Origin of the sequence: Arachidicoccus terrestris, assembly GCF_020042345.1 — a bacterium.
In the GTDB taxonomy this organism is placed as follows: domain Bacteria; phylum Bacteroidota; class Bacteroidia; order Chitinophagales; family Chitinophagaceae; genus Arachidicoccus; species Arachidicoccus terrestris.
In genome coordinates this window covers 369,481-390,928 of record NZ_CP083387.1, presented here as the reverse complement: position 1 = coordinate 390,928, position 21,448 = coordinate 369,481, and the positions used below count along the sequence as shown (strand labels likewise).

The 21,448-nt window shown below is 43.0% G+C and carries 15 protein-coding genes and 1 pseudogene; 7 read left to right on the top strand and 9 right to left on the bottom strand.

The window, feature by feature from the left end; translation table 11 throughout:
• Positions 1-13: 13 nt before the first annotated feature.
• The 7 genes from K9M52_RS01495 to K9M52_RS01465 form a co-directional block, all read right to left on the bottom strand.
• Entirely contained in the window at positions 14-2,353 is a 2,340-nt protein-coding gene (locus tag K9M52_RS01495; RefSeq protein WP_224070302.1) for a Gldg family protein, read from the bottom strand.
• A gap of 35 nt (positions 2,354-2,388) precedes the next feature.
• Positions 2,389-4,728 carry a Gldg family protein gene (locus K9M52_RS01490; RefSeq protein WP_224070301.1) on the bottom strand — a complete coding sequence of 780 codons (2,340 nt, stop codon included), beginning with the start codon at positions 4,726-4,728 and terminating at the stop codon, positions 2,389-2,391.
• A gap of 37 nt (positions 4,729-4,765) precedes the next feature.
• Positions 4,766-5,695 (bottom strand): ABC transporter ATP-binding protein, encoded by a 930-nt coding sequence (locus K9M52_RS01485; protein ID WP_224070300.1) that lies wholly within the window; start codon positions 5,693-5,695, stop codon positions 4,766-4,768.
• Between the two features lie 149 nt (positions 5,696-5,844).
• The gene (locus tag K9M52_RS01480; protein WP_224070299.1) at positions 5,845-7,269 is read right to left on the bottom strand and encodes a RagB/SusD family nutrient uptake outer membrane protein; all 1,425 of its coding nucleotides are present in this window, start codon (positions 7,267-7,269) and stop codon (positions 5,845-5,847) included.
• Between the two features lie 11 nt (positions 7,270-7,280).
• The gene (locus tag K9M52_RS01475) at positions 7,281-10,619 is read right to left on the bottom strand and encodes a SusC/RagA family TonB-linked outer membrane protein (RefSeq protein ID WP_224070298.1); all 3,339 of its coding nucleotides are present in this window, start codon (positions 10,617-10,619) and stop codon (positions 7,281-7,283) included.
• Positions 10,620-10,825: 206 nt separating this feature from the next.
• Positions 10,826-12,025 (bottom strand): FecR family protein, encoded by a 1,200-nt coding sequence (locus tag K9M52_RS01470; protein ID WP_224070297.1) that lies wholly within the window; start codon positions 12,023-12,025, stop codon positions 10,826-10,828.
• 110 nt (positions 12,026-12,135) lie between these two features.
• Positions 12,136-12,735 (bottom strand): RNA polymerase sigma factor, encoded by a 600-nt coding sequence (locus K9M52_RS01465; RefSeq protein ID WP_224070296.1) that lies wholly within the window; start codon positions 12,733-12,735, stop codon positions 12,136-12,138.
• A 379-nt stretch (positions 12,736-13,114) separates the two neighbouring features.
• On the opposite strand from K9M52_RS01465, the gene K9M52_RS01460 reads away from it, so the two are divergent.
• The 7 genes and pseudogenes from K9M52_RS01460 to K9M52_RS01435 all read left to right on the top strand — a co-directional run bounded on the left by K9M52_RS01460 (position 13,115) and on the right by K9M52_RS01435 (position 20,205).
• Entirely contained in the window at positions 13,115-14,089 is a 975-nt protein-coding gene (locus tag K9M52_RS01460; RefSeq protein WP_224070295.1) for a bacteriophage abortive infection AbiH family protein, read from the top strand.
• Positions 14,090-14,140: 51 nt separating this feature from the next.
• Positions 14,141-14,266 carry a hypothetical protein gene (locus K9M52_RS19005; protein WP_262902420.1) on the top strand — a complete coding sequence of 42 codons (126 nt, stop codon included), beginning with the start codon at positions 14,141-14,143 and terminating at the stop codon, positions 14,264-14,266.
• 63 nt (positions 14,267-14,329) lie between these two features.
• Positions 14,330-15,390 (top strand): annotated as a pseudogene (locus K9M52_RS01455) (IS3 family transposase); the annotation flags it as partial.
• A gap of 526 nt (positions 15,391-15,916) precedes the next feature.
• Positions 15,917-16,744: an AbiJ-NTD4 domain-containing protein gene (locus K9M52_RS01450; RefSeq protein ID WP_224070294.1), complete on the top strand. Its 828-nt coding sequence runs from the start codon at positions 15,917-15,919 to the stop codon at positions 16,742-16,744.
• Positions 16,745-17,206: 462 nt separating this feature from the next.
• Positions 17,207-17,842, top strand: a complete 636-nt coding sequence (locus tag K9M52_RS01445) for a GNAT family N-acetyltransferase (RefSeq protein ID WP_224070293.1) — start codon at positions 17,207-17,209, stop codon at positions 17,840-17,842.
• Positions 17,843-17,854: 12 nt separating this feature from the next.
• The gene (locus tag K9M52_RS01440) at positions 17,855-18,889 is read left to right on the top strand and encodes a heparan-alpha-glucosaminide N-acetyltransferase domain-containing protein (protein ID WP_224070292.1); all 1,035 of its coding nucleotides are present in this window, start codon (positions 17,855-17,857) and stop codon (positions 18,887-18,889) included.
• Between the two features lie 20 nt (positions 18,890-18,909).
• Positions 18,910-20,205, top strand: a complete 1,296-nt coding sequence (locus K9M52_RS01435; protein ID WP_224070291.1) for a lysine N(6)-hydroxylase/L-ornithine N(5)-oxygenase family protein — start codon at positions 18,910-18,912, stop codon at positions 20,203-20,205.
• A 70-nt stretch (positions 20,206-20,275) separates the two neighbouring features.
• On the opposite strand, the gene K9M52_RS01430 is transcribed toward K9M52_RS01435, so the two are convergent.
• Positions 20,276-20,581: a hypothetical protein gene (locus K9M52_RS01430; protein ID WP_224070290.1), complete on the bottom strand. Its 306-nt coding sequence runs from the start codon at positions 20,579-20,581 to the stop codon at positions 20,276-20,278.
• 108 nt (positions 20,582-20,689) lie between these two features.
• Complete coding sequence (locus tag K9M52_RS01425) at positions 20,690-21,376, bottom strand: hypothetical protein (protein ID WP_224070289.1); 687 nt, start codon at positions 21,374-21,376, stop codon at positions 20,690-20,692.
• Positions 21,377-21,448 lie beyond the last annotated feature (72 nt).

Below are 21,448 nucleotides of genomic sequence, written 5' to 3'. Positions count from 1 at the left end.
AATAAAAAACAGATTATTTACGCTTGCGGCGGATGATCACAATTAAACCTCCGAGCAGTAAAATAGCCGGCAGGATATAGTACAGCAAGACTTCCTGTTTCCAGACATCTTGTACCGTAATATCAAAGGAATCGTCTGTTTGTGGCCGCAAGGTATTTGCCGGAAATTGGCCATAGGTAAACAGGCTCAACTCGTAAAATCCGAAATCATAATTATAGCGTCTTGGACGGTGATTATAATCCGTTACAGATCTGGTGATATAGTCAGCATCCGAAGAAACAATAATACGTTGGTCCTTATTATGGATCTTTCTCGTCATTAGTACCTGTGTAGTAAAGCTTCCTTTTTCATCTGAGGGTAGCCTGTTCACTTTTAGTTGTAAGGAATCTTCGCTGATTGGTGCCAACCGGTTCCAGCTCACGGTACTGTCAGTCAGTAGCAGCGGCTCTATATGGAAACCGTTTTTCTCTGTATAATCCATTACACTTGCCCCCTGTACAGCAACACGGAAAAGGCTGTCACCATAAAACAATTTATCATCCTTCAATTCTTTAGCAAACTGAGGGGTAGTATTTTTCCCCGCCGGGGTAATGTAATTAAACACTAAGTCGCTGGAGAAATAGTCGCTGGGCTGGATCAGCATACCATTATGCAATCTAAGTCCAAGTGTATCGAAAATAGGTTTGACAATTTCTTTCCGGTCCGGTTCGGAAGCAAGCCAAAGATTACCGCCGTCATTAATATACTTGTATAACTTGTCAAGACATTCCTGCTCTATCGGTGTGCGGGGATCTATCAGCGCCAGTGCAGCGATGTTTTTTGGAACGTCCTCTTTTTTTAGGGATAATGTATCAAAATCATACCCCTGATTAACCAATGAGAAGCGGTTCAGGATATTGCCGGTGATATTGAAATAATCACGGTCCCTGTCCTGTAACGGGCTACGTTCTATATTTCCTGATATGAAATCAATTATTGGAGGGGAGGCTACCAGTCGGTTTAAGGATGCCGCAATTTCGTCTTCTCTTGGCCAAAAAAGCAAATCATCAAATACCCTGCATATGGATTTCTTTCCTTTGTATTCGAACTGAAAAAAACACCTGTACTGTTCGTGTTTGAGATCTACCTGTTTTTCTATCTCGTTGGGAGGCAAAAACCTGTCTAATGTAAGATTATAAGTTTTGGCCTGCTTTTCAGCGATCTGTTTAAGTGTTTTCCTCGGGTTCAGCTTGTATAAAGCTGCTGCTGAATCAAGGTCATAATAATAGACATATTTAATGTGGATATCGGGTTTGAAACGGATATAAGGTTCCAGTATGTGGGTGTACAGATAATTCCGGCTTTCTGGCTTGAATTTCCAGAAAGCATGGTCTAATAAATTGGCATAAATAGTAATATTAAGTGGGCCGCTGTCTAATTTGGATAACATTTTTTGCGTGGGCGGCGTGATGGTATGGATCTGGTCGCGTGTAAAATCCACGTAAGCGTTTAGTTTAGGCCGGCTGGTCGTATAACCTATTACGAATGCTACAAGTACAACAACCGCATAACGGGAAAATTTCCTGATTCCACGAGAGGATTCCGTTCCCGATTTCAGTTTAATAATAGTAAAAGACAGGAAGACAGTGATCAGCAGCAGAAAATAAACAAGATCCCGGGTATTATATAAACCGGTAATCAGGTTTTCCGACTTGCCGTTCAAATTCAGATAATAAGAAATATTCCTGACCAGATCCATATCCTGAAATAAGGTGCCGATAGTGTTCAGGAATGCAAAAATGCCGAAAGTGATAATGGCTGCCAGTACCTGGTAGGAAGTAAGGGAAGAAATAAATAACCCGATAGCAGAGTAAGTGCAAAGTACCAGGAATAATCCTATGAGCGCTGCGAGAATGTGACTGTAATCCGGGGCAGTCAGGCTGTGGCATAAGGCGAAAACGGTAAGAAGCAATAATGACAATAAAGTTACTACAAAGCAAACCATTGCCATAAATTTCCCAAAGACGATCTCCGTAATTCTTATAGGGGAAGAATATAATAATTTAACGGTCCCGTTGCTCTTTTCCCGGCTGATCAATCCCATCGTGATCAAGGGAAGAAAAATGTATAAGTTGGCTATGACCCTGAAAAAATAACCCGGCTGCCCCGATGTATTAGACAAGATATTATCGGTCAGGTCTCTGGCGCCCCATAAATAGAAACCTCCTCTCTGAAAGGCCCCTAACTTATTCGCCATTAATTCTATATAATCAGATCCGGTCATATACAGGAACAAGATCATCATCGCCCAGGCAATAGGGGAACAATACAGGCTGTACAACTCGTTACGTGCTATATAATATATTCGTTTCATTATTTTTACATTAGAAGTTTCAAGAACATAACAATTTACTTACGCTTCCTTCTGATAAGTATTACCGACCCTATGAGAAGCAATATCGAGGGGATAATATAATACAGCAATACACGTTGTTTCCACACGTCTGCCATCTTTATATCATAAGAATTATCGGTTTGCGGCCGTATGGTATTGGCAGGAAACTGCCCGTAAGAGAATATACTCATACTGTAAAAGCCGAAATCATAATTATACCGCCTGGGAAGATGGTCGTATCTTGACAACGAAGGCGTCATAAAATCCGCATCAGAGGAGACGATAATCCGCTGTTCTTTATGATTTACGGGGCGCTTCAGGAGTACCTGGGTTACAAAAGTCCCTTTCTCATCTGAAGGCAGGCGTTTTACTTTTAATTGTAGGGAATCATTACTGATGGGCGCTACCCTGTTCCAGGCAAGCAGGCTGTCTGTTGTTAACAAAGGCCTTATATGGAATCCGTTTTTCTCTTTATAATCCATAGCACTGGCTCCTCCGAGTGCAACCCGGAAAATGCTGTCTCCATAATACAATTTTTCATTTTTAAGTTCTTCAACAAACTGCGGCGCCGTATGTATGCCGTCTTTCGTTATATAACTGTAAACAACATCCCCGGAATAATATTCGCTGGGTTGGATCAGCAAGCCATTCCGTAAAGAAATGCCGAGGGTATCAAGGATTGGCTTGATGATATCCTTTCGATCGGATTCCGAAGCGATCCATAGATTGCCGCCATTATGTATATAACGAAAGATCTTATCCAGGCTTTCCTTAGCGATAGGCGTCCTGGGGTCGGCTATAACCAGTGCAGCTATATTAGCGGGAATATCCTGTTTCTTAAGGGAAATTGTATCAAAGTCGTAACCCTGGTTGGCAAGCGAGAAACGGTTGCCGATACTGCTGGTAATGCCCGAGTAATCCCGTTTTTTTTCAAAGAATGGATTTCGCTCAATTTCATCGCACAGGAAATCGATCTTAGGCGGCTTTGCTATCAGGCGGTTCAGGGCAGCAGCGATCTCGTCCTCCCTTGGCCAGTGAATCATATCGTCAAACATCCTGAAAACGGAGGTTTTCCCTTTATACTTCAACTGGAAGAAACTTCGGTAATCTTCTTTTTTTACATCTACCAGTTTGCGAATCTCAGATGGCCCCAGAAATTTTTTCAGGCTTATATTCCAACTCTTCGCTTCTTCCTCGGCAATTTCCTGCAATGTCTTACCCGGATGAATCAGAAATAGAAAACTAGACGGCTCCGCATCATAATAATAAACATATTTTATCCGGATATCCGGCTTAAACCTGACGTATGGCTCAAACAGAAAAGAATAGACAAAATTATGACGGGAAGGTGCGAAATCGGAATAAGTATAGTGTAGCAAATTGACAAAGACTGTTATATCCAGCGGGCCGTCATTCAGCTTTGCCAGCATTTGTTGCGTCGGTTTCGTGATAGAATGTATCTGGTCACGGGTAAAATCCCGGTAAAGATTGAATTTTGGACGGCTGGTGATATAACCTAAAAAAAATGCTGCTACTACTACTATCGCATATCGAATGAATTTGCGCAGTCTTGAAATAGATTCCATAGCCGACTTCAGCCGGATAACGGTGAAGGACAAAAATACCAATGTCAATATCAGGAAGTAGGCTATATCCCTGGTATTGAATAAACCGGTTATCAGATCCTGCGCCTTTCCCTGCAAGTACAAATAATAGCTGATATTTCTGATTACATCAATATTCTGCCATATTCTATCTGCCCTTCCCAAAAAAGCGAACAGGCCAAAAGTAATGATGCCGGCCACGATCTGATAAGAGGTAAGCGAAGAAATAAAAAGCCCGATGGCGCAATACGTGCACAGCACAAGCAACAAACCTCCGAAGGCCGCAACTATATGACTGTAATCCGGATGGGTCAGGCTATGGCATAAAGGAAAGACAGTTAATAACAATAAAAACAGCAGTGTCAGCACAAAACAAACCATTGCCATAAATTTTCCCATAACCAATTCCCGGATGGTAATGGGAGAAGAATAGAGTAATTTGATGGTGCCGCTGCTGGTCTCCTTGCTGATGAGCCCCATCGTTATGAGCGGCAAAAACAAATACATATTCGAAATGATATTCAGAAAATAGCCCGGGGCTCCTCTTAGGTTTGCCAGGATAACATCCGTCTGGTTCCTGGCAGAAAATAATTCCTCCCCGCCTCTTTCAAAATGGCCCAACCCTCCTGACATAAAATTGAGATATCCTGTGCTGGTCATAAAAAAAAACAGAATCATCATCGCCCAGGCTATGGGAGAACAATATAAACTGTACAGTTCGTTGCGCGCTATGTAGTATATTCTTTTCATCAGACGTATTCCTTTATTGAGAGCGATTGTTAAATGATTAATTTTTAGAAGCCTTTTTCGTGAGTTGCTTAAATATCTCGTCGATAGAATTTTTCTCCACAGCCAGCTCCGTCATACGCCATTGGTGTTGCACGCTTTCCATAATGATCTGTTCGCTTACCTGTATGCTGCCGTCATAAAACAGCCGGAACGATTTGGCGGTCATCTTCTCTATCCTGTTAATACCTTTGAAAGCTTCCAGCGTACTGGAAGCGGGAGGATTCTCAAAACTTACAATCATACTTTGAGGAGCGATATAGTTATTAAATGCATCCATCGTATCGGAAAAAACAAGCTGCCCCTGTTCTATCATAATGATCTGCTGGCAGAGTTGCTGTATTTCGCTTAGTATATGGGAGGACAGGATCACGGTATGTTCCACGGCAATTTCCTTAATTAAGTTGCGCACCTCGCCGATCTGCAAAGGATCCAATCCATTCGTAGGTTCATCAAGAATCACCAGTCTCGGTTTGTGTATAATAGACTGGGCAATGCCCACTCTTTGTCGGTAACCGCCTGACAAGTTCTTCAGTAAGCGGTTCTGCATATGCTCGATACCACATTTTTTCATCACTTCATCAATAGAAGCGGCAATTTGATCATCCTCCATCAGGCGTAAGTGGGCCGCATAAATCAGATACTCCTTAATTGTCAGGTCCAAATAAATAGGGGCCACCTGTGGCAGGAAGCCGATATTTCGTTTGGCCTCTATCGGATGTTCACGCAGGTCAATGCCATTAATAAAAACATCTCCTTTCGTTTGATTGAGCACACCGCAAATGATATTCATAGTGGTAGATTTACCGGCACCGTTAGAGCCCAGTAAACCGTATATACCTTTCGAGTTAATATCTATATTGATGTCCTTGATGGCCCAGGCTGATGTATATTTATGTGACAACCCTATGGTCTTAACAATAGATTCCATTTGAATAATATTTATAAATGATAGTAAATAAGTAGCCGGCGTGTAAACCATACAAAAGAAAGCTCCCGAAGATTGGTAAACGACTGCATAAAAAGAGCGCTTACCAATCCTGCATTCAATCTCCATAATTTACCGGGAGCCTTGTAATCTTAATTATATCCGGGATTTTGCGTAAGGTTCGGATTTGCTTCTCTTTCCGTTTGCGGTATAGGAAAATATTGGTCGTCCGTATTCCAGTATCCGGGCTTTTCCGCACCTAATATAGCATCCAGCTTACCCAACCGTTTGAGGTCAAAGAAACGTTGCCCCCATTCGGTAAACAGTTCCACATAGCGTTCGTGCAAAATAGCGGTAACCAATGCATCCTGTGTATTGGCTGTGGTATTACCTAAGCCTGCTCTATGCCGGATAGCATTAATATCGTCTTGTGCACCGGAAATATTATTTTGCATCGCCCTGGCTTCAGCCCGAATTAAATATAATTCTGCCAGGCGCAATACCATAGAATACTCCGCCCGGGGTACATTGTCTGCCCCGATCTTATACTTGAAAGGAAAATACCACCATCCGGATCCGGCCAAAGCATAGCCGATCCAATGCGATTTTCGATTGTCCCCGGATTCAAAACTGTTGAGCAACTGAGGCGCTATCTGATAGGCCGGGCCGTAAATATTATTAGTAGCGGAAACCACAAACAACCTTCCTTCTGCGGTATTCGCCTGCGTGCCGGTGCGGATGGGCGGTATAGACCATATTGTTTCTTCGCTGTTTTCAAGAAAAACACTATCAAGCGCTACAAGTCCATACGTGCCTGTCCGGTTGATAACCTTTGTGGCAAATGTTTCCGCATCGGCATATTTCTTTTCATATAAATAGAGCCTCGCCAGCATAGTTTCTGCTGCAGCTTTTGTTGGCCGAACGCGTTCCGTGGTGACGGATTGCGCATCGCCCCCTAAATAATCATCACTTAACAGGCTGTCGGCTCTATTGAAATCCTTAAACATTTGTGCATACACGTCTTCGGAAGACGCCCTGCTCAATGTGGAATTAGCTTTATAATCGGTGGAAAGCGCAAGTGGCACATCCCCGAACATATTGGTCATATAGAAATAAAAGAAACCGCGCACAAAATAAGCTTCGCCGAGTAATTGTTGCTTTACTGAAGCTTTAACACCGACGGAAGCCATCAGACCTTCGATGGCAGCATTGACTTCGTATATCTTATTATAAGCGTCATTCCATTCTGAACTGGGGCCGATCAGCGGTGTCAGCTGGTTGGTATAAAACGCATTTGGTGTCTGATCGCTGTTATCGGCTGTTGCAAGCTCATCTGCATACAGGGAGCAATCGACCAGCAACGACTTGAAACTGATGGCCGGCCTTATGTCCGAAGTGCTTAGCTGCATATAAATGGCGGTAAGCGCAGCGGCTGCAGGGGCGTTCCCGCTGAACACCTGCGAAGCGCTCGTACTGGTATAGGGTGTGTCCACATCAATAAACTTGGAACAGCCTGCCAACAAAAATGCGGATAGGATAATGTATAAAAATATACGCTTGATATTAAAAGGTAGCATGATAACAGATTTTAAAGTGAAATATTGATTCCTGCTGTGATAACCTTCAGAGGCGGTAAACTCAGGCTTTGGGACTCCGGATCCATTCCTATATAATGGTTGGTAAAAGTCAGCAGGTTCTGTCCCTGCAGGTAAATACGGGCGGTTTGTAACCCGGTCTTCGCTGTCCAGGATTTAGGCAACTGCCAGGAAAGTGAAAGGTTCTTCAACCGCCAATAGTTGATCAGGCTGAATGACACATTACTTGATTCAAGGTCTAAATAGGCGCCATTGGTCGCATTCGCCAAAGGAATAGCATACATACCGTTGGAATATCGTTGAACACTAGCCTGGTCGCCCGGCTTTTGCCAGACATTATTTAATATCGAAGAGGGCTGGTTTCCAAGACCTCCCGGATTATCAATCCCATAATAATAATTACGTCCTATCTGGCTGGCAAACTGGAACAGGAACGATAGTGACAAACTCTTATACACCAGGGTGTTTTCAATACCGCCGTAATACCGGGGATCCAGGTTTAGGAAAACTGTTTTCCCGGTACCATAACCCGGGTATCCGGGATCGGAAGTAAAGCCGCCGTCTTCTGCCGCGAATTGATAAATACCTGTTTGCGGATCGACGCCGGCAAAGACGTTAAAGCGCCTGATATTGATGGATTTTCCGATGACAAGCGAGCTCGCATAAGAGGAGGTTGCCAGATTGGGAAATGCCACCAGCTTATTTTTAGGGATGGTTATATTGGCACTTGTTCTCCATTGAAAGTCCTTCCCTTTGACATTAACGGTCGATAAGGTAATTTCCCAGCCGGTATTCTGTACGGTGGCGGGAAAGTTCTGCGAAATTCCTGTGAACCCGGCAATGGCAGGTAAAGTATAATACAGTAACTGGTTAGAAGACCTGTTGATATTATAGTTCGCATTCAATAGTATCCTGTCTTTGGCAAATCCCAGGTCCAGTCCGAATTGCAATTTTTTAGTAGATTCCCACTGTAGATAGGGATTGGGAAGGCTGGTAGGATACAGGCCCGTAGAACCTGTCTGGTAAGGAATCCCTGCCAATGCGGTGTAGTTGTTATACAGGCTTAAATACCTGTAATCCTGTATCTGGTCGTTCCCAGTTGTTCCGTAGCTGGCGCGCAGTTTACCGAAACTTAGAAAGGTAAGGTTGCTCTCTATGGCATTTTCTTCCGAGAAAACCCAGGCGCCTGCAAAGGAAGCAAAATTATGGAACCGGTTTTCCGAGCCGAAGCGGCTGCTGCCGTCCCTCCGGACATTCAGATTGAGGATGTATTTGTTGTCATAATTATAGCCTATCCTGCCGAAAATGGCGTTGTACTTGTAATCCGATATCGTACTGTTTCTTACAGAGATGCTGCTTGCAGCTTTAACATTTTGAAGAGCATGGTCACTGTTGAAACCATCCAACCAATAGGACTGCGATAACGTAGTCGATTCCTGGAAGCTACTACCCATCAGTACAGCGAGGTGATGCTTTTGAAAAGAAGTATTGTACGTTATTTGCGGTTCTATATCCCATGTATGCATATTGGTAGTACCGTAAGACGAATACCTGGAAAAGGAAGGATTCTGCAAGGTTAAGGGATCAAATACACTGTCTGTAGGATATTCCCATTCCGTCGTCCTGTTCTCGGTATAACCAAAAGTACTCTTGATATTCAGTCCTTTAAGCAATTCATAACTAAGCAATGCGTTTCCAACTAGGTTATCGGTCTTAAGGCTATAATGGTTATAAACCATTGTCGCCGGATTATCAAAAGCTTTTACACCATCCACATAATCAAAATTCAGGCTGCCGTCCGGATTGTATAAAGCAGGGGCATTGGGTGGTAATGTTAATGCCGTTTGGGTATAGTCAAAATCCGGTAATTGATTGTTGTCTTTCAGGTAGCTACCGGATAACTGTATGTGGAACTTGCGGTTATTGGAATAACCGCTGACATTGAAGTGAAGGCTCCCACGCAGGTCGGAAAAAGTTCCGGGGAAAACGGTCGTTTCCCTGTGAAAATTCGTTCCGATGAGGTAATTGACGTTATTGTTTCCCCCAGAGAAAGACAGATCGGCATCGGTATAATGCGCCTTATTGCCCAGTAGTACTTTTTGCCAGTCGGTATAGCGGGTAGTATCATAATGCGTCAGGTCAACGAATGAACTGAACCAATTAGGTGTATTCCAGGGAGATGTATTAAGATCTATGCTGTCGTTGGCAAGCGCCTGGTTGCGCATATTCAGATACTGCTGTGTATTCAATAATTCCATTTTATGCGGCACCATACCGATACCTTGCTGGAAACTGGCATTAATGCGCATAGCACCCGAAGCACCTTTTTTGGTGGTGATCAGTATAGCGCCATTAGCAGCACGTGATCCGTAAATAGAAGTGGCATCGGCATCTTTCAATACGGAGATGGATTCTATATCATCAGGATTCAGATAATTCAGCGGGCTTCCATCCGAACCGCCCAAAATAGTGCTTAATCTACTCATAGACGAAGCCGGATAAGGAACGCCATCCACCACGTAAAATGGTTCATTGCCGCTGCCGATACTGTTCCGCCCTTGTATCTGGACATTTACCTGGGAGCCCGAGTAGCCTGTTTGCTGCCTTATAAAAACCCCCGGCACACGTCCTTCTAAAGCCAGTAACACATTTGTCACCGGGGATTTTTCTATTTGATCATCAGTAACTGTAGAAATATTGCCCGTGCTGAAGCGTTTGGAAGTCGTACCATAAGCAATGATCTGCATCTCATCCAGAGGATTGGTGCTGACTTTCAAGACAACCGATATATTTTCTCGATCACGGATGGTAATTTCTTTCGTTTCATAACCGATATAGGCAACTACCAATGTCTCTCCACCAGTTAAACTAGTGAGTGTAATATTTCCTTGGGCGTCCGTTGAACCTCCTTGTTTAGAGCCTTTAACAGTAATACTGGCGCCCGGGAGTGGTTGACCGGTAGAGTCTGTGACGTGGATGCGGACTTCGTTGTCTTGAGGGGCATTAGCGATGTTATTGGCGACAGTTTTGGTGTCGGAAATAGTTTTTCGGCGGACCATGACGGTTTTGTCTTCAATTTTGTATGTGAGTGGCTGGTCCTTGAAGCAGAGGCTGAGCGCTGTTTCGATGGGCGCGTTGTTAAGGTTTAAGGACACAGGGTGTGCATCCTTAAAGACCTGGTCGGAGTAGATAAAGTCATAACCGCTTTGCTGGCTGATAGTTTTCAGCGCTGTCTGTAGCGGTATGTTTTTTTCTTTGATAGTAATCTGGGCATTGATTGCTGCGCTGACATGGGTCAGACCGATGATCAGTATGGCTACGGTTAGTTTCATGATCCGCAATATTGAACTGCGGCATACAGTTCTGCGGAACTGTCCCGCAAAATGAATAATTTTCATTAATTTCGCTTGTTTGGTTTTTGTAACTAATGTTTCCTGCAAAAGAATATTGGGCGGAGACCGGACGCTGGGGCGGGGGTAGGTCGAATTACTCCTGCCTTTTTTTATTTTTCCGGTAAGTCGCGTTTGTCGTTGTTAGTTTATTGGCTCACGATAATCCTCCTTTCTTTAATTTGAAAATGAATTCCTGACGTATAGGTGATTTTCTCAAGTATTCTGTTGATATCATCAAAACGGCTAACAGAACCGGTAAAAGTAACTGCCGGCGAATGCAACTGGCCATGATACTGCACTTCTATATCATACCACCGCGCGAGTTTTCGCATAACGTTCTGTATACCTTCCTTTTCAAAAATAAACTTGCCGTTTTTCCAGGCGGTGGCTTCCGCGACGTTCACCTCCTTGACGGTCAGCTGACCGCTTTCAGTGGTGATAGCTGCCTGGCCGGGTCTGAGCCTTCTACCTGCCACTTCGATAATCCCCTCCACCAATGTCGCTTTCATGCCCGGTTCATCAGCGTAGGCAGAGACGTTGAATTCAGTGCCGATATCTTTGATCTCCTGACCGGCCGCCAAGACCTTAAAAGGTTTGCTGGCATCGTGCACTACCTCAAAATAAGCTTCTCCTTTGAGCGACACCTTTCTTTCTTCGCCCGCAAAAGCGGTCGGGAAGGTAAGCGAAGACGAAGCATTCAGCCAGACTTTAGTGCCGTCCGGCAGCACAAGGCTATATTGTCTGGCCTTGGGTGTTGTAAGCGTGTTCATGGTGACGGCTTTTTGCGCCGTTTCGGCGCTGCCTTTTTTATACTGCAATTCACCGTTGCTGTTTAAAATAGCGGTACCGCCCTGCAGGGCCACCTGCTGATTGCTGGCACTGTCCAGCACAATCGTACTTCCGTCTGCCAGCGTCAGAACCGCCCCGCTATGCCCGGGCTGTATAGAGGCAGAGGAGGCTGTATTTCGAGCCACTTGATCAGTGCTGTCGGGATTAGAGGTCTTGTTTAAAATAAAATATAAACCGGTCCCAAGGGCGGTGAGTATGAGTGCAGCGGCTGCGAAACGCTTGAATCTTGCATACAAGGGCCGGATCTTTTCCCCGGCCTGATCGTCAGGTTCTGAGCTTTCAGATATGGATGCCCACAGTTTTGACCGCAGGTCTTCTTTTAGCTGAGTGCTGGCATCCGGAGTCATATCAGCAAAGGGGTCCGCGTTTTTATTTACCAGGTCCAGGCTGTCAAAATAGTGCTCCACAAACCGGATTTCTTCCGGCGTAGAGACGCCGGATTCGTACCTTTTGAAGATTTGTTGAAACCTTTTCTTTTCCTTATTTGACAGTTGCATAGAATGACCCTTTCCTATATAGTCACAAAACGAAAAGGATCTTCCCGAAAAAGTGAGGATTTTTTTGAACTTTTTTGAAAAAAAGGAGGGAGGTGTAGTTAAAATTGCTGCTAATCAATAAATTGAGAAAATGCCTCCAGTATAGCAATGGTCATCAGCAGATGACCGAACCGGGTACGCAGGTACTGCACCGACAGGCTAAGGTTATTCTGTACGGTCTTATGGGCAAGACCGGTTTCAATGGCAATCTCCCGGGTACTGAGCCCGTCTACATAATGGCGAACAAATATTGCCCGCTGCTTTTCCGGCAGCGTCTCTACCCAGCTTTCCAGTAGTTGATTAAACGCTTCGTCCTTAAAGGAGCTGTCCGCGGTATAGGGAGAAAATAACAGCGACTCGAATACTTCCATAAACCGGGGCAGTTTCTCCCGATTGACATAATTGATGACCTTAAAGCGGACAGCTTTTTCCAGATAGGCGGGCAGGTGTTCAATATCCAGTTCCGCTCTTCTTCTCCAGAGATCCAGTAGTACATCGTGCACGATCTCTTCCGCCTGCTCAGGACTGACGAGTTTTCTGCAGGCAGAACGATACAGTTTCTCCATATACCGGTCATAGATCTCCCTGAAGGCTGACTGATCACTATGACCACCGCCTTGCTTCAACTGCAATAGCAGTGCTGCATCATCGTATGTATCGTAACTTGACATGGAGATCGCCGCGCTCGTTATTGTTAGTTAGTAATTACTGTACAAATTGCCGCATAAATGTAAGCGGATTTTTTCTAATATATCCAAATAAAAATTAAGCCGTTTACTAGATACTGATTATGAATATCTTCAGATTTTATACTTCTCTATACTTTCCCCGTCTTATAAAGTTACTGCTTTTCCCCGGCAATCCCACGGCTATTGCCACATTTAAACGAATTTAAGCGCTTAAAAACGCTTACTATTTCCATTTCTGGAAAAAACTTATCCTAAGCAACATTTTTTGAATATAGGAATCTTAAAATTGTTAATTTTGATAACTGTTAAAGCAAAACTGCAATAAGCAATATTTAAACATCCGAAATAATTAATTGCATTAATGAAGACTTTATATGTTATAGGAAATGGATTTGATATCTACCATAATTTAGATACCAGATACCAGAGTTTTGCAAAATATTTGGCAGAAAATAATGGAGAAGTTTATGACCTATTAATCGAATATTACCCACTTTCTGATATGACTGCTCCTAATTTGACGGATAAAGAATATGCTTTATGGTCTAGGTTTGAGCAAGCATTAGCTGATTTAGATTATGAGGGTGTGTTGAACGATAATTCTGATTTAGTTGCCCGCCCAGGTTCTGATGATTTTCGAGATAGTGATTGGCATACCTATCAAATAGAAATGCAGCTAATTATAGAAAAATTGACTACCCAACTTATTAAAGATTTTAATAGCTTTATTCTGAAGGTTGATTACGATAGGGTTCCCAATGATGCGAAAATCAGTTTGGAGCCAGACAGCCATTTTCTGAATTTTAATTATACGGAAACTTTGCAAAATATATATGGTGTGCCGGAGGAATTGATAACCTATATTCATAACAAGTCAACCGCTGATCATTGTCACCTTATTTTGGGCCACGGCACCGATCCGTCTGAATTTATTGAGAAAAAGAAAGAGCCGCCTCCTGGGTTGAACGGTGATGCATTAGATGAATGGCAAGAACATATGGGAGAGGATTTTGAGTACTCCTCAAGTACTGCGAGACAAGAGATTCTATCTTATTACACTACAGCGTTTAAAAACACCGCTGAAATCATTAGAAACAATGCGGCTTTTTTTAAGAGCATAGCTGAAGTAAAAGAAATAAGAGTATTGGGGCATTCTATTTCCGATGTTGATTTAAGATATTTTGAGGAAATAAAAAATAGTGTTTCTGAAGAAGTTGTCTGGCATATCTCTTATTATGGCGCACTTGAAAAAGAGATGCATTTAAAAACTTTGAAGGAGTTAGGCATTCATGAAAACAATATTCATCAAATTCAGATAGCTGATCTGAAAATTTGATTTTAGAATACTTGCGCGTAATTTATGAATAAAAGAAAAGTAATACCTGAAATGAAGAAAGACAAATCAGAAAAATCCTATGTTGATTTGACAAGACTGGAAATGAAAATTAATCTTTTAAATGATAAGGTTGACCGGTTAATGGAATTTCTGAAGGTAGAATTGGTCCAACTGTAAGCTCCCCTTTAAATAGAACGAGTTAGAATTAGACAAAATTGTTTAATTTTAAACCGTTCAAATATGAAGAAGAATCAATTTAGCGCGACTCAGATCGCTAGTATTTTAAAGGAGCTTGATGGCGGCAAAAGTGCCGAGGAAATAAGTCGAGAACGTGGCGTAAGCAAAGCCACACTCTATAATTGGCGTAAAAAGTACGGTGGCATGGAAGCTAGTGAGATGAAACGGGTGAAGGAGTTGGAGGAGGAAAATACCCGCTTAAAACGTATGTATGCCAATCTGGCAATGGAGCTTGATGTCGCTAAATACATAATCGAAAAAAAGTTGTAAAGCCTTGCCACAAAAGGGCTTTGGTAGAAGAAATACGTAAGGAACTGCCAAAATCAGTGAGCAAGGCTTGTCGGGTTCTCGGTTTAAGTCGAAGCGTATTGCACTATAAATCAATCAAAGATGACAGCACTTACGTGGATTTACTTCGTAAGCATGCTGAAGATCATCCTCGTGAGGGTTTCTGGAAGGCTTATGGCCGCATCCGCAACCAGGGTGTCATAGTAAATCATAAACGACTCTTTCGCATTTACCGGGAAGCTGGCCTGTCTCTTCGTCGCAAATGTAAGCGCCGCCTGCCCAATAGAGAGAAGCAGCCATTAGTTGTTCCGGAGACCTTTACACAGAGCTGGAGTATAGATTTCACCAATGACGTTCTGAGCAATGGACTTAAATTTAGAAGTTTTAATGTTATTGATGACTATAACCGTGAAGTATTGTACATAGAAGTTGATTACAGCTTAAAAAGTAGCCGTGTAGTGTGGGTGTTAAACCACCTAATCAACCGCTACGGTAAACCACAGAATATTCGTATGGATAATGGCCCGGAATTAATAGCAGGGTTAATGACTCATTGGAGCGCAGTAAACGATATAACTTTTCAGTACATCCAACCTGGCAAACCCATGCAGAATGGCTATATAGAGCGATTTAATAGGACTTACAGAGAAAATGTACTGGATGCTTATATCTTTGAATCGTTGGATGATGTAAGAGATATCACAGATGAGTTTGTAAAAGACTATAACCACGATCGGCCACACGACTCATTAGGAGGTCTTCCACCGGTGAGGTACCGGGAAGAAAGCGGCCAAAAATTGATTGGGGGCTCGTTCCGCTCCGGCTACGCCTCCGCTACACTCGCCCCCAATCAATTTCCCCAGGAGAGGGAAGAAATCTAATCTCTAAAGGTTCTATTTTTGGGAAGCTTACACAACCTCCCGATGTCATAAAACAGGAAGAAGAGAAAAAGAGAAAAGTCAGAGAACGGCAACAAGCGAAAATCCTTCAGAAGGAGTCCATGCGCCTGAGCGCAGAAAATATTATTCAAGATAGAAGGCTGAGACGTTCGCTCCAGGCTTTTGAAATTCGGGAAAAGTTCAATCTGCTGAATGTTCCTTCCGCCAACAGAATCAGAGAATACTAACAGACAAACGATCCCAGTGCTTTCGACGGCCTGGTTAGAAGACCCAAATAGAATTTTATCCTAAATCTCATTTTTATTCCGTTTCCAATCAAACTGTCTGATAGTAAAAGCGGGGGATTAAAATGTCCTTGCAACTTAAGGAAGTTCCGTATATTTGAATTCAACCGAAATTCATTATGAAATTTTCTGAACGATTAGGATATAAAACAGTTAGAGAAAAATTACAATATGAAGAAATTGACCTTGATTTGAAAAATTCGTTATGGTCGGTGTTTTTAGAATCATTTTTTAATAACTTGTCTGAGTACGGCTTAAATGATAATCTTTACAATTACCACCGTGCACTATGGCTTGATCTTTTCAAGCATCCCATTGACACTGCCTTTATTAGTGAAGGACAACATGTTTTCAAAGACGAATTGAAAACATTTCTCAGAACCTTCTTCTTTAAAGGTAAAAATTGGTATGACCCATATGATTTAATTGAATTTTCAGCAAGATTTGCTACCCCTAACTTTGTTAAGGATGTGAACCAAGTTCTCCAAAGAGAGAAAAGCGCTTATCGATTTGTGAATAGGATAATTACCCCCATTACTTCAGAAACTGAGATCTCGGCCATTGAAGATGTGGTAACTTCGAAAGATATTTATCAGTCTGTTTCTACTCACTTAAATGCCGCGTTAATGCATTTAACCAATAAGAAAAACCCGGATTATAGAAACTCAATTAAAGAGTCCATATCTGGGGTAGAATCCATGTGCAAAATATTTACGAAGGATGAGAAAGCAACATTAGGGGCGACATTGACGCAGTTGGGAAAGGAGGGAAAAATACATGCCGCAATGAAGAATGCATTTTCTTCATTGTACGGTTATTCCAGCGATGATGCAGGGATTAGGCATGCTTTGATGGAGGGGGATAGAAAAGTTGATTTTCATGAGGCAAAATTTATGTTAGTCACTTGCAGCGCGTTCATCAACTTTTTGAAAAGTAAACAGGGGTAATTCAGTTATTTCGAAAACCGGATCAGAGAATACCAACGGACAGACGACGCCAGCGCTTTCGACGGCCTGGTTAGAAGACCCAAAAATAAATAGTTCATCTAAATCCATGCTGGACTCTCCCAGAATCTTGTTAGTTTAAATTACCGCACCTAAAGGTATTCACGATACCGTAGCATGAAATATTTTAAACTAACAGTATTGTGTGGTCATAAGTCTTCAGGAGTTTTTAATCATTTTCGTGGCTAAATTTTACCCACGGCATGGGTAAATTTGAACCATCCGAGCGTTTCTTGTGTGGGATGAATCTCTTTTCTTCCCCCTCTCCATACCACTTAATTTCCTATTAAACAAGTCTTTATAAGCTCATTTTTGATCATTTCAGGGTTGATGGTCAGCCTCCCTGCTGCCTAGCTTGCAGGCATTATAATCGTAATAACTATACCTTAACCTAATCCTGCATCCATGCAAGCACTGCCCATCTTGTTTTTAAAAACCTATGGATCGGAAAGGCCGATCTATCAAAAAACTTTCACTCACGAAGGGAGAGGGGAACCGGCTGAAATCATCTTTCGAAGCTTTACTGCAAAAGATGTCTTCCAGATCTTCCACTGGGTCAACCAGCCTTATTCCGCCCGTTTCTGGCAAATGAAAGGAAAATCTCCCTACACCTTGCGGGAGCAATTGACGGAAACCATGCAAGATCCCAACGCCTATATCCTGATAGGTTGCTATAACGGCAAGCCTGTCTGCGAGATCGATGTCTATCAGGTAAAGGGGAAGACCAGCGAACTGGACCGGTATATCCCTAATGCGACTTCTGCCGACTGCGGCCTGCATTTTCTGATGGCACCACCAAAACAGACCTTTAAGGGGCTATCGACTATGATGCTGCGCGCTTTTATGGATGCCTACTTCGCCTATCCTTACGCCGGCGACCTCTACGCCGAACCGGATGAACTCAATACGCTGGCGAACCGATTGGCCCTGCGTTCCGGTTTCAGCTTTCAAAAAAGGATCAACCTGTCGGATAAAATGGCCAGCCTCTATAGGATCACCAAAACGGAGTTTCTTGCCCGCGCACCACAGACACCACTTTAAAAATCTTTAATCATGCGTATTCAATCTCTGGACCTCACAAGAGGTTTCACGGTGCTGTTTATTGCACCGATCCATGCCGTTTTGCTTTTTGCTTCGCCGACCGTTTATAATACCTGGCTAGTTCAGTTCCTGCGCTTTATCGCCGAAGGCCCCGGCGCGCAGCTCTTCATGCTGCTGATGGGTATCTCCTTTGTGCTGGGTCGTGAGAAAAACCCCAAGGACGTTCTAAAAAGAGTAGGAGTGCTCCTGCTGGCGGGTTACACACTGAATTTTCTAAAATTCGTTTTGCCTGCCATGCTTAACATCCTGCCAGCTGGTGTCTATGTAGAGCTGCAAGTTGAGCGCGGCGTCCCGGGTTATTTTGAGATGCTCTTCAGTGGCGATATCCTGCACTTCGCGGCACTGGCCTATGGGCTTATTTATTGGGTCACGAGACTGCGCCGTTATCCGCAGGTAGCCGCACTGCTGGCGCTTCTGATTTGTTTGCTGTCGCCCCTTTGTTATGATTTGCATAATGGAAATGGTATCCTGGATTATCTGTTGCAACTGTTGGGCGGCCAGCCGCCCCGGATCTTCTTTCCGCTGTTTCCCTGGCTGGTCTACCCTTTGGCAGGTCTTGTGATCGGGCATTATATTAAAAAGGGTAGTGAGATGATTTTCGGCTATGCAGCGATACTGGGCCTGATACTGCTCCTTTTTTCCTGCAGCGACTGGATGCCTTTTCATTACCTTCATTGCGCTGAGGTCTCTTTTTACCGGACCTACCCCGATGGCACCTTTTATCACCTCGGGCTTGTGCTGATCTGGCTGTATCTCTGGCACTTGATTGCAACCCGTCACCCACACCGGATTCTGACCAAGTTTCTCTCTTTTCTAAGCCGCAGGATTACACTGATTTACTTAGTTCAGTGGCCATTGATCTGCTGGTCACTGCCCCTGATCGGCTTTCGCAGCCTCGGTGTTACAGGGTCTATACTGGTGGCCATGGGCTTCGGTGCCGCCGCTATTATCATCTCCTGCATTTACTTACTTCTTAAAAACTCTTAATTAAATTCTTACACTAACCTATGACTACACCTATTATCTACGATCTCATCGGTATCGGTATTGGTCCCTTTAATCTTGGCCTGGCAGCGCTTACAGAAAATATTTCCACGCTCAACTGTCTCTTTCTGGATGAAAATCCCTCCTTTAACTGGCATCCCGGCCTGCTGCTTCCCTGGGCCCGCATGCAGGTACCCTTTCACGCGGATCTCGTCACCCTGGCCGATCCCTGCAGTAAATATTCCTACCTCGCTTTTCTAAAAGCCCGAAAACGGCTCCTTCGGTTCACTATTCTGGAGAAATACTTTCCGCTTAGAAGCGAGTACCATGATTATTGCGCCTGGGTGGCTAAATACTTAAAAACGCTTAAGTTCGGTTACAAGGTTGAAAACGTAGAATATGACAAGGAACGACAAGCCTACCGGATTACTGCCTGGCAGGGAAATTTTACAAGTAGGGCTTACTTTTATGCCAAAAAGATAGTAATCGGTATCGGCTCCCGCCCGTTTATTCCGGAAGGTATTCAGGACAAAATGTATCTGCCTTACCTTACTCACGCCTCGGGCTATCTCTATCATAAAAAGGACTTTATTGAAAGGGGAGATATAACGATCATCGGCTCCGGCCAGAGTGCCGCCGAAATCTTCTATGACCTCCTGCAACTATATCCAGACAGGCTGGGTCAACTAACCTGGATCACCAGGTCGGGCATTTTGCCCATGGATTACAGCAAATTCTCCTGCGAAATGACTTCACCGGAATATACGAGCCATTTCTTTTCGCTCAGTAGCGAGATGAAAGGAAAAGTCCTGGCTGGACAAGACAATCTCTATAAAGGCATCAACCGGTCACTGATCCAGATGATCTATGAAAGGCTTTACTTAATTTCGCTATCGCGTCCCAACCTGAAATCCGATATCCGTATCCTGCCACACCGGGAACTGCTGGATATCCGACCCCTGGAAATCTCCGGCAAAATGTTCCTGAAACTCTGCCACACGGAAACAATGGAAATGAATAAGCACCTGAGTTCCGCCACCATCCTTGCCACCGGCTATGAAAACCAGCCGCCCGCGTTTCTGGAAGGCATAAAAGACCGAATTAGTTTCGACGCTAAAGGCCGCCTGGCTATTAACCGCAATTACGCCATCGACAAGACCGGAGACTCCATCTTTATTCAAAACGCCGAGCTACACACACACGGCTTCAATTCGGCCGACCTCGGCCTCGGCACCTACCGAAATATGGTGATCGTCAATTCCATCCTGGGCTATGAACACTACGGCATCCCGGCAGACAATACCTTCCAATCTTTTTAAATGGGTAATTAAAAAAGACTATATTTTACACTTATAGTCTTTTAAGACGTCCGTTCCTACGGATAAATACCTATATCTTTTCAATAGTATAATTAATTGCCTCGTGACAACCAATATGTTTTGCGCCAGTGCATGAAAAAGTCCAACCTCCAAGGTTGAGTGTTTTCTTTTGGCCGATAGTAATTTGATATCCTTTAAAAGTAAAAATATTTCCTTCCGAAATATTTTTGAATCCAACCTTTTCAACATGCCAAATTAAATCATTAATGGCGTTATCCATGCTTCTGTCACCAGTATATTCGGAACTGATTTGGTCTTCACAATTTCTGAAATCAACGTCTGAACCGATGACGTGTTTAGTTAGAAACTTTTCCATAATTAAATTTTGTCACAAATGTACGATTTTAAAAGAATATCAGAATAAAAACACTAAATACATGATAATATTCAATTATTGCTTTAGTGTTAAATGCTCTAATTCGACTTAAATATCGCCATTGTCTGTTATGAATCGAAGAAAATCTTTTGCAAAATTAGTTGTTCGGTTTTCAGTTACACCTTCTATAGTCATTGTTGTATAGATACTTGGACTATCTTGAAATCGGAGACTATGTAGATCCTTCCAAATATAGTTTATCAAATCTTCCATTGATGCCAGCTCCGGAAAGGCATAAATCAGAATATCGTAAATTGAGGAATTGCTTCTATTGGGAAGGTTCTTATTATTTTTTTTCATCCATCGACTAGGATTATTAATAAAAATGAGAATCTTTAAATGCCAAACTGTGAAATCGCTTAAAATATTTAGATAGATTTCCGCCTGTGACTTTTCCGGCATTTCTCCTAAGGCCGTATTTACAATAACGTTTTGGAAGCATTTTTTCTTCTCCTCATCACTTGTTTGGATTATTTTGGAAGTGACCTTCAATACTACGTCTATAAAATCTGGATTTTCCGATAAATGTTCGAAATTAATAGATCCTTTTTCTTGTAGTTCTGTCAATCTTCCATTCATATCGTTTATGAGTTCTGCTTTCCTTTTCTCCAATGGAGGACTGATAATCAGATTAAAAAATTCGGCGGCGAAACTGCCACCCGGCAGACTGCCGAGTATCCCTTTTGCGATAGCATGCGCGATATCACCATAAGATGGTTTGTCCGATTTATTCATAAGTGTTAATTTGGATCAAATTTACTATTTTTGTTAAAACTAACTAACCAGAAAAAAAATGCAAATAAATAT

Bases quoted from the DNA above. Each gene is read 5' to 3' on its own strand.
- K9M52_RS01495 (WP_224070302.1), bottom strand. From the start codon at position 2,353: ATGAAACGAATATATTATATAGCACGTAACGAGTTGTACAGCCTGTAT.
- K9M52_RS01490 (WP_224070301.1), bottom strand. From the start codon at position 4,728: ATGAAAAGAATATACTACATAGCGCGCAACGAACTGTACAGTTTATAT.
- K9M52_RS01485 (WP_224070300.1), bottom strand. From the start codon at position 5,695: ATGGAATCTATTGTTAAGACCATAGGGTTGTCACATAAATATACATCA.
- K9M52_RS01480 (WP_224070299.1), bottom strand. From the start codon at position 7,269: ATGCTACCTTTTAATATCAAGCGTATATTTTTATACATTATCCTATCC.
- K9M52_RS01475 (WP_224070298.1), bottom strand. From the start codon at position 10,619: ATGAAACTAACCGTAGCCATACTGATCATCGGTCTGACCCATGTCAGC.
- K9M52_RS01470 (WP_224070297.1), bottom strand. From the start codon at position 12,025: ATGCAACTGTCAAATAAGGAAAAGAAAAGGTTTCAACAAATCTTCAAA.
- K9M52_RS01465 (WP_224070296.1), bottom strand. From the start codon at position 12,735: ATGTCAAGTTACGATACATACGATGATGCAGCACTGCTATTGCAGTTG.
- K9M52_RS01460 (WP_224070295.1), top strand. From the start codon at position 13,115: ATGAAGACTTTATATGTTATAGGAAATGGATTTGATATCTACCATAAT.
- K9M52_RS19005 (WP_262902420.1), top strand. From the start codon at position 14,141: ATGAAGAAAGACAAATCAGAAAAATCCTATGTTGATTTGACAAGACTG.
- K9M52_RS01450 (WP_224070294.1), top strand. From the start codon at position 15,917: ATGAAATTTTCTGAACGATTAGGATATAAAACAGTTAGAGAAAAATTA.
- K9M52_RS01445 (WP_224070293.1), top strand. From the start codon at position 17,207: ATGCAAGCACTGCCCATCTTGTTTTTAAAAACCTATGGATCGGAAAGG.
- K9M52_RS01440 (WP_224070292.1), top strand. From the start codon at position 17,855: ATGCGTATTCAATCTCTGGACCTCACAAGAGGTTTCACGGTGCTGTTT.
- K9M52_RS01435 (WP_224070291.1), top strand. From the start codon at position 18,910: ATGACTACACCTATTATCTACGATCTCATCGGTATCGGTATTGGTCCC.
- K9M52_RS01430 (WP_224070290.1), bottom strand. From the start codon at position 20,581: ATGGAAAAGTTTCTAACTAAACACGTCATCGGTTCAGACGTTGATTTC.
- K9M52_RS01425 (WP_224070289.1), bottom strand. From the start codon at position 21,376: ATGAATAAATCGGACAAACCATCTTATGGTGATATCGCGCATGCTATC.